This window comes from Sulfobacillus sp. TH-112 (assembly GCF_057473405.1).
This window is the reverse complement of record NZ_JBYCKN010000052.1, coordinates 1-8,306: the sequence shown is the minus strand read 5'-3', so window position 1 is coordinate 8,306 and position 8,306 is coordinate 1. Positions and strand designations below refer to the sequence as shown.

Annotated in this window: 7 protein-coding genes; 3 read left to right on the top strand and 4 right to left on the bottom strand. The window is 51.6% G+C overall.

Annotated elements, in window-relative coordinates:
• A partial coding sequence (locus ACOJWD_RS03390) for a DUF1700 domain-containing protein (protein WP_486991814.1) occupies positions 1-584 on the top strand: 584 nt, incomplete at its 5' end.
• A gap of 1,787 nt (positions 585-2,371) precedes the next feature.
• Here ACOJWD_RS03390 and ACOJWD_RS03385 read toward each other — a convergent pair.
• Complete coding sequence (locus tag ACOJWD_RS03385; RefSeq protein ID WP_486991813.1) at positions 2,372-2,809, bottom strand: CBS domain-containing protein; 438 nt, start codon at positions 2,807-2,809, stop codon at positions 2,372-2,374.
• A 59-nt stretch (positions 2,810-2,868) separates the two neighbouring features.
• Complete coding sequence (locus ACOJWD_RS03380) at positions 2,869-3,810, bottom strand: nucleoside hydrolase (RefSeq protein WP_486991812.1); 942 nt, start codon at positions 3,808-3,810, stop codon at positions 2,869-2,871.
• Positions 3,811-3,900: 90 nt separating this feature from the next.
• Between ACOJWD_RS03380 and ACOJWD_RS03375 the strand changes: the two genes are divergently transcribed.
• Complete coding sequence (locus ACOJWD_RS03375) at positions 3,901-5,229, top strand: outer membrane protein assembly factor BamB family protein (protein WP_486991811.1); 1,329 nt, start codon at positions 3,901-3,903, stop codon at positions 5,227-5,229.
• Positions 5,230-5,239: 10 nt separating this feature from the next.
• Here ACOJWD_RS03375 and ACOJWD_RS03370 read toward each other — a convergent pair whose 3' ends face one another.
• The gene (locus ACOJWD_RS03370; RefSeq protein WP_486991810.1) at positions 5,240-6,181 is read right to left on the bottom strand and encodes a peptidylprolyl isomerase; all 942 of its coding nucleotides are present in this window, start codon (positions 6,179-6,181) and stop codon (positions 5,240-5,242) included.
• Between the two features lie 206 nt (positions 6,182-6,387).
• Between ACOJWD_RS03370 and ACOJWD_RS03365 the strand changes: the two genes are divergently transcribed.
• Complete coding sequence (locus ACOJWD_RS03365) at positions 6,388-7,494, top strand: glycosyltransferase family 4 protein (protein WP_486991809.1); 1,107 nt, start codon at positions 6,388-6,390, stop codon at positions 7,492-7,494.
• A gap of 199 nt (positions 7,495-7,693) precedes the next feature.
• Here ACOJWD_RS03365 and ACOJWD_RS03360 read toward each other — a convergent pair.
• Positions 7,694-8,306 (bottom strand): phosphotransferase enzyme family protein (locus tag ACOJWD_RS03360; RefSeq protein WP_486991808.1); only part of this gene is annotated, 613 nt, incomplete at its 5' end.

Here is an 8,306-nt window from a genome sequence, read left to right as displayed (position 1 = left end):
TTATCTCGAACACAGGAGGAAAACCCATGACCGCGAATGCGAATCCGAGTGATATTTTAGTCAATCGGTATCTGGACGAGCTATCATTGGCTCTTAGGGATCTCCCCCCTTCTCAACGCGATCCCATTATCGAAGACGTGACCGCCCACATTGAAACGGCCCGCGCCCATCTCTCGGAGGACACAGAAGTAGCAATTCGCCAGGTGCTCCAGCAATTGGGGGATCCGGATAGTATCCGGGCGGAAGCCAGTCTCTCCCCCTTTTCTCATCGTCCAATCGACCGGTGGATTCCCTGGCTATTGCTACTTGGCGGATTTATCTTCGTTGTGGGATGGATTTTTTCCGTGGTGGTATTATGGCAGTCCCGCATATGGACGACGCAAGACAAGATTCTTGGAACGCTCATGTGGCCCGTGTTGCTGTGTGGCAGTGTCCTGTTTTTGGGGATTGCTACCATTGGCCCAACCATGACACTCTTTGTTCCCATTCTAGGATTGATCATCGTCATCGGCGGCCCAATTCTAGAAACCATGCGTTTACTCAAAGCGTATCAAAAAATAACGACCAGAAATCTCACACGCTGATCGAATAATCCGACAAGACAAGAGAGTCTCCTGAAACGAAGACTCTCTTGTGTCAATCTAGTAGATGCTCAATGTAACAGCCTTAAAAATCGTCCACGGTTGCCGTATAACTCGGCGCAGAGCCCGCGCCGTTAAATAGTGTTTTCCTCGTTTCTGTTCCACTGTATCCAACACCATCAACTTCATAGTGGTTGGAGAATGTTCTTTGAGCCCAGGCGTGATCGGTATTATTGTATACAGTATGAGAATCCCACTTTATAGTGATGTGACAAGTCGCTCGGCATAAGCGGGTATGCGGTACCATCGATGTCAATTTCCACAATATCGCCTGAGGTAGTATCAATCATATCGGTATATGAGTGGTCTGCCACATAGGCCGTACCCTAGACTGGGGTTCATAATACTTCCCTCCTCGCCGACACCTTCTGTTCTCAGGAGAATGTTGGGAAGCAGTAAAGCACTATGACACGGCGAGGACAAAGTGATGCCGATCAGCAATTCAACAGTCCACCATCTAGGCATAGTCCCTTATCCCGCTGATAAAGACGTTATGCACGTCCATTGTTATCATGCCTTTGAAGGTGGCGCGGCAATTCTGGTTATCCGAGATCTTTTCAATCATTCGTCGCGAGGGATGCCCGTGCGATATATTGGGCTCAACGGAGGCCAACGTGATGCCGTACATTTCTCGCCGCTTTTGTGCGCACGGCGCACCTCGCCGCCTTCTCAAGCCATTCTCTACCAGCGTCTTCTGAGGGGCTGTTAGCGAATGCAACTAATGACTCGGTTGGCCATCCCGCCGCGAGGCCCCACGGCAAAAGTCATGTAGCTATTAGTCGATAGTCAAGGGCCACAACCCCAGAAGATGTCCCATGCGGATCCAAATTAAAATGCTGGTTAGCGCGGGACCCTCGCCGTAATCAAGCAAAAGGTGCGGTATGTCTGAGGATAGAGGCGAAAAAGTGAGGGCCTGGTCAAAAGCTCATAATTGCCCTGCAATGTTGTGAACCACACCATGATGGCTCCTTTGGGGTGCTCTGGGGTGCTCTGGGGTGCTCTGGCATCTATCATCATACTCCTCCCCTGACTAACGTCATACGAGCAGAATGTTCACCATACAAACGTCAGTATGGGTTGGTTGTGGAGACCCGCAGTCGACGATGACACCCCTCGGCCTGGCGTTTACTTACGGAGTGCTGCGAGACGGCGCCTATCAGACCGTGCTCATGGCCGGGTCCATGCGTCTTTGCAAGCATCGACGAATTATTGCACAGGCATAGATGTCTTTCAGGCACGCGCAGCGCATCGGAGCCATCGCCACGGAGAAACATCCATTGGCCCAAGAAGACATGTGGTCGGTAGCGAAGGGGTATTTACGAGCCACCTCTCGATGCAGTACTGGATGACGTCCGCCATCACCGATTTTATCCTCCGCTAAAGTTTGATGCGTCGCGATGCCAGAGAACACGCAAATTCGGTATGGAAGGCAATCCCGTGATTATCGAGTGACCATGCTCGGTAACTCCGTCTTTCCGGCTCTCTCATCAAAAGAATCGCGGCTTTCTTAGCCATTGGGGTACCTTTGATAAACGGGCCTGACGTATCACATATCCGTGTGGCTTTTGCGGAATGCCTTGCTATGAAATCAACCGGATCTAGAGGAAATTAAATCTGTAAACCGTCGTGAGCCGCCCGGGGAAAGCGGGCGACTCTCTATAGGTGCTACATCACACAACGTTGCGATTGTCCCAGATAGACGAAAGCCTCTAGCCGATTTGCCAGCTAGTCTAATGGACCCCACTGGTGCCTTCATTGACCGGTCGAGATATGTCGCTCAACGCGTGCCCACTCTCAGATACAAAAATGTTCTTGCGAGCGAGATCGGCGATGGCAAGTATCCCGACGAGCTTTCCCTCTTCAGTGACCGGCAATCGGCGTACCTGATGTTGGGCCATCAGATTAGCTGCAGAGCGGGCATCGGTATTCGGTTCGACAGCCACAAGATTGGAGGACATGGCCTCCTTTATGGGAGTTGCCGCCCCTTTGCCTTGAGCGGTCACATCAATGGTAATGTCGCGGTCGGTAATAATGCCCACCAATTTTTCTCCCGACACCACGGGAACACCCCCACAATCAATTCTCTTCATAATCTCGGCAGCACGTTGTACGGTCTCCTGCGCCGTCACCGACTCGACCGGAGAGGTCATCAAATCTTTTACCTGCATTGCGTCAGCACTCCTTCCACATTCGGTTCTTGTGTCAATGTGCCTCATGCCCCAGGGTTTCATGCATGGTGAGTCCTATAGGGTTCCATGCTGTCCCACAGCCACTCGCGAAAGCCCTCCACATTCACATCTTGAGCGACTTTGATGGGCTTTCGGCGTTGATCGAGAGGACTTAAAACCACCGTTCCACGCAGTGGCCCCTCGCGCACTACCGCCAACGGCAACTCGGTCCACTCAAATAAGTCGGGTCGCACAACGGCCGCCACCGCAACGACGTCATCGATAGGAAATGCATCGATATCTCCTCCCTCCCCCCGCGCGCGCTGGCTATAGAAGCTAAGCATCTTCTGAAGCATATCTCCCACCACCCCATACTCGCGCAGTCGTTCGATATCTCTTACCGGAATGACCGCTTTGTGAGCGACATTGATTCCCAAAAGGAAGGCCCGCTCTGTCCAGTGAAAGGCAATGTCTGCGGCGTGCGGATCGACATACACATTAAATTCCTGCGCCTTATCCACCTGGGCTCCCGGTAACGCTCCGCCCATACAGGTCACGGACGCCCAGGCTTGGCCGAGCTCGGGAAATGCCAAGAGACTTGTGGCAAGGTTCGAAAAGGGGCCCGTCACGATGAGATGACTATTGCGTAAGCGGTTCTGATGTCGGTTCCACCAAGACCATACCCGTTCAGTGTGCGGCCCAACACGTGCAATTTCACCCTTCCAGTCCCCAGTTCCTCCGCGACCATGAAAGTCAGTGGCTGTAATCAGTGGCGATAACAGCGGCGAACCGGCTCCGGGAATAACAGGGATCTCAGGATCTCGGTGTAAAACTGTTGACAGAATTTTTTGTGCGTTACCATAGGTGTTTTCGAGAGGAACATTTCCAGCGACGGTAGATACGCCTATCACGGTACACTGTGTCAGCGCCACTATGAGTGCCCAGGCGTCGTCAATGCCTGGGTCCATATCGAGCCATACGTGTGGTCTTTCCTTTACCATGATGCGAACTCCCTCCGCGTGTAATCGTTCTCCCGGTTGATAGTTCCCCAAACAGGTTATACCTATGCCTTAGCAACACCATCAGGGGAGATGAGTCGTATCAGAAACCTACGTACTTTCGGAATTGCGAGCCTTGCTATTCTAACGGGATTTGTCGGGGGCATCATCTATAGGAAGCCAATTCTACATAGGGCGCATTCTCTTTATCCCGTGGCATGGCATCAATACGGCCACAATGCGCACCGTCATCCCGTGTTCCGAGCGGCTCTAAGTCGCCCGCAATCATGGACCTATCTTGTTGATAGGGGCGGAATTGCCTCTCCTGCATCTATTGCATCGGGCACCGTGTACGTCGGCACCAATGGAAACCAGGTAGCAGCCATTCGTGACGGACGAGAACTCTGGAAAGTTACGGTGCTTAATCAAGTTATGACTACCCCACTAATTGGGCATCATTTGGTCATTGTCGGCGTAGGCAACAAAGCGTTCTCTTCCCAACATGTAAGGGGTACGGGATGGAGCGGCATCGTCGCGCTAAAGCAATCGAGCGGAAAGACCGCATGGATGGTTAGGACTGTCGGAGAAGCGATGCCGACCCCAGTTCTCTATGGAAATCGGATATATGCTGCTACAGGAGCGGGGCATGTTGATGTCATTCGTTGGGCCTCCGGAACTTTGGTTAATCGCATCAGCCTCGCTGGTTCCTACGTCAGTATGTCAAGTCCCTTACTACACCGTCGTCATCTCTATGTGGGCGGCGCTTTACCTTATGCGCTCTATGGCATTGACCTGACATCGGAAAAAGTGCGCTTTCGCCATTCCGTACCAGCGCAAGGAGGACTTGATGACTGCTCTCCGGCCTGGGCAGATGGATATATTACCACACAATATACGAATTACCTCAATGCGACAGGAACGCGAATGAGTGCCACCATGATGGCGATCCAGCCTAACGGCCAGGTCGCGTGGCACACATTGCTTGGCCGTGGACGAACGGCCCTGGACGAAATGCAAGTGGGGCAACCCACCGTTGTGAAGAACACCATCTATGTAGGGAGTCCGGTCACTGACCGAATTTATGCCATAAGCGCCAGGACAGGAAGAATAAAATGGCACACCTTTGTCGGGGCCGCAGTACGTGGCAACCCGGCCATTGTCGCCGACCAACTCTTAGTCGGCGACAGCGCCGGACGCCTTGATACCCTATCGGCTAGAACAGGAAATTTACTTAAACAAGTGCAGCTAACGCAACCCACTAGCGTCACGTCGAAGAATACACCTACCCCCACGGGGTTTAGCGGTGCCGGACCCGTCATTCACGGTAGGACGCTCTACATCGTCTCTATGAATGGGGAAGTATTGGCCCGACCACTCCATGCTTTTCTCGATAAACCTCACTCATATGGTCCAATGGTCTAGCGGCACGACTTTATGACTTAATCGAAATTTTAACGGTTTTCTCGAGCTTCTTGGTCCACGCCTGATACGCATTGTCATCGTTAGTTTGGGCAACATCCGACTTAATTTCGCTCTGTACTGACGAAAACGACTCAACACTTTCCGGTTTGATCGCTTGTACCCAGACTACCTGATACCCTTTCGTGCCTTTGTAACTCGTAAACGCTCCCGCCTTCAAACCGGCCACCGCGTCATACATGTCCTCGCTAATCCCAGAGGTGTCTGATAGGGCCAAGTACCCCAAGCTACCGCCGGTCTTGCCTGTCGAGGCAATCGAGTACTTTTTGGCTAAACTGGCAAAATTGTCGCCGGCCTTCGCCTCTGTAAGAAGCTGCGCAGCCAATGACTTTGACTTCACCACAATGTCACTTAATTCATCCTGTTGTGGACTCTCAAAACTGGACTTATTAGCGGCATAATACGCTTCTTCCTGACTTACCGTGGGCGCCTTGACATCTTTGGTGACCTTAGTAAAGGCACTCGCGGATATCTCTTGATTCGTAATATATTCCATAAGACCTGCACTCGTCAGGTGATGAGACTTTAATAACGTGGACAGACCCGATGCGCCGCCGGTTTCCGCCTCAATCTCATTCTTGATCATACTGGACGCCGACGCTTTCGCCTTTTTCTCTGTTGTTAAGTGGTGCTTCAGCGCCCACTGGTTGACAGCGGTCTGAGCCACCAGCGCCTTAACTTCTAAGGTTTTTTCCGATTTTGTCGAGGGGAACGTCGTTTCTTGTAAAAACTCGGTGCCGTTGACAAAATTCGCCAGCTCGGCGCTTGTCACGTTGGTGCTTCCAACCGTGGCAACTGTGGAACTTGCAGCAGACGCTGACTGTGTTCCACAACCGGCGATAACCGCAACTAGACTTGTGGCGCCTAGCGCCATCACTAACGAACGTTTATTCACAGCGTATCCCGTCCTTTCTTTCCAGTCATCAACTATACACCATTTATGTTGCCAAGTTGTTAACAATAGCCCGCCAATGTCGTCCACAATTACCGAAATTTCGGCACTCTGGAATGCGTTGCGATAAATCCAAGAATCTACTACACTGACACCGATCATGTTGGCATTAATACTTCGAGCAACTCCAGAGAGGAACCGTAGCTAAAGTGCGCGTATTATGGGTATCCAAGGCCTCAGTGACGGCGTCGTATCGAAAAAAAATTGCCCTATTATCCGGTCTCGGCGTAGACGTTGGGGTGATCACTGGCAATGCCTGGGCCCCTTGGCAATTTGAAGATGATGCTATGGACCAAAACTACCCAATTTACCGACTCGCTCAACCGCTATCCGGCCGTAATCATTTTCATTGGTACAAAAAGCTCAGTAACGCCGTCGATGACTTTTCCCCCGATTTGATACATATTGATGAAGAGCACTATAGCATCGTGACTGCTCAAACCCTCCATCTTGCCCAATCGCGCCGCATCAAAACCATTTTTCAAAGTTGGCAAAATATCTATAAACGATATCCTCTACCGTTTTCTCAGATCGAACGTTACGTATTTAACCATAGCACGGCGGCCATAGCCGGCACAAGCGAGGTCGCCGCTGTCCTGCGTCGAAAAGGGTATCAAAAGGCGATTCATATTGTGCCTCTTGGGGTGGATACCGATCGGTACTATCCTGACCCGGATCCTGAGTATCGTCAGCAATGGAACCTTGGTGCAGCTAAAATTATTGGCTTTGTCGGTCGTCTCGTTCCGGAAAAGGGGATCCTCGATCTCTTAGAGGCCACCTTACCGCTATTGGAATCGCATCCTCAATGGACTCTTGCTATCGCAGGCTCCGGTCCCTTAAAGGAGGTCGTAGAGCAACGCGCCCACCCAGTGCACCATCAAGTCAAAATCATCCCTTGGCTCTCCAGCGAGGATATCGCCAAGTTTATGAACTGCCTCGATGTTCTGGTGGTACCGTCCCGAACTACTCCTCAGTGGAAGGAACAGTTTGGCCGCGTCCTTGTGGAGGCGATGGCCGTAAAGTGCCCGGTTATCGGTTATCAGAGCGGAGAAATTCCAAACGTAATCGGTCAATCCGGAAAGATAGTTCCTGAAGGTGATGTCACCGCATTACAACAGGTGATAGCCCGGTTGATGCAAAATCCCGATGAGCGTCGGCAGTTGGCCGAAGCCGCTTATCATCGCGTGCACGAACATTTCTCACAACGCCAAGTCGCTGAATTGCTCAAGGCTGTCTATGCATCAGTAGGTACATAGTGCATACACGTCTCTTGGTTAAACGATGAATGCCGTTGACAAGTCGTCAGACCCGATCCCCCCTAGAGCCAAAGTGATTTTTGGCAACCAATAAGAACCCTAGTTCATGTCACTGAAAGTCCCCCATGTGCCATCCCGCAACGCGCACCGAGACGTTTAAATGCTGGCGCGTCGCTCGGTCACTAGAGAGTCCCATCAATCATGAGGTGCGTACCGCCTCGATAAAGCGAGACTCCGCGGTCGGGGTCCACCAGGCGCCACCATACGCGTCCGGAAATTGCAGATATAATGCCATCACCCATATTCTACGCATTTTCACTAAGACCTCTACGGCATCTAAGTCCTCGGCACTCAGTGGACGAACCGACTGATATCCGTTAAGAAACGACGGCCATACTTGACTAAGTATATTCGGGTACTGGGTTTGAACCACCCATGCAAAGACTGCAAGATCATAGGCCCGATAGCCCCAGCCACAAAAATCGAAGTCAAATGCGGTGACCTGGTGGTGTTGAGAGTCCATGTGCACATTCCAATCGTGAAAGTCGCCGTGTAAGAATCCCCATTCCAATCTTGGCCATCGAACCTTGTCAGAGAACTCGCGGATAACATCTTCAAGAATGCGTTGAGACTCCTGAAAATGAAGATGCAGAAGTAAGTGCTGGTAGGGCTGAACCAACAGCGTATCGAAGTTGAGATCGAGGTGATGACCCATGGGGTCAAAGCTCTCCGTAGCCTTATGTAGTCGGGCCAAGTACACGCCCAATTGCGCACTACTCTCAGGACCGAGCACAGGAACCTCACCGGGAGCC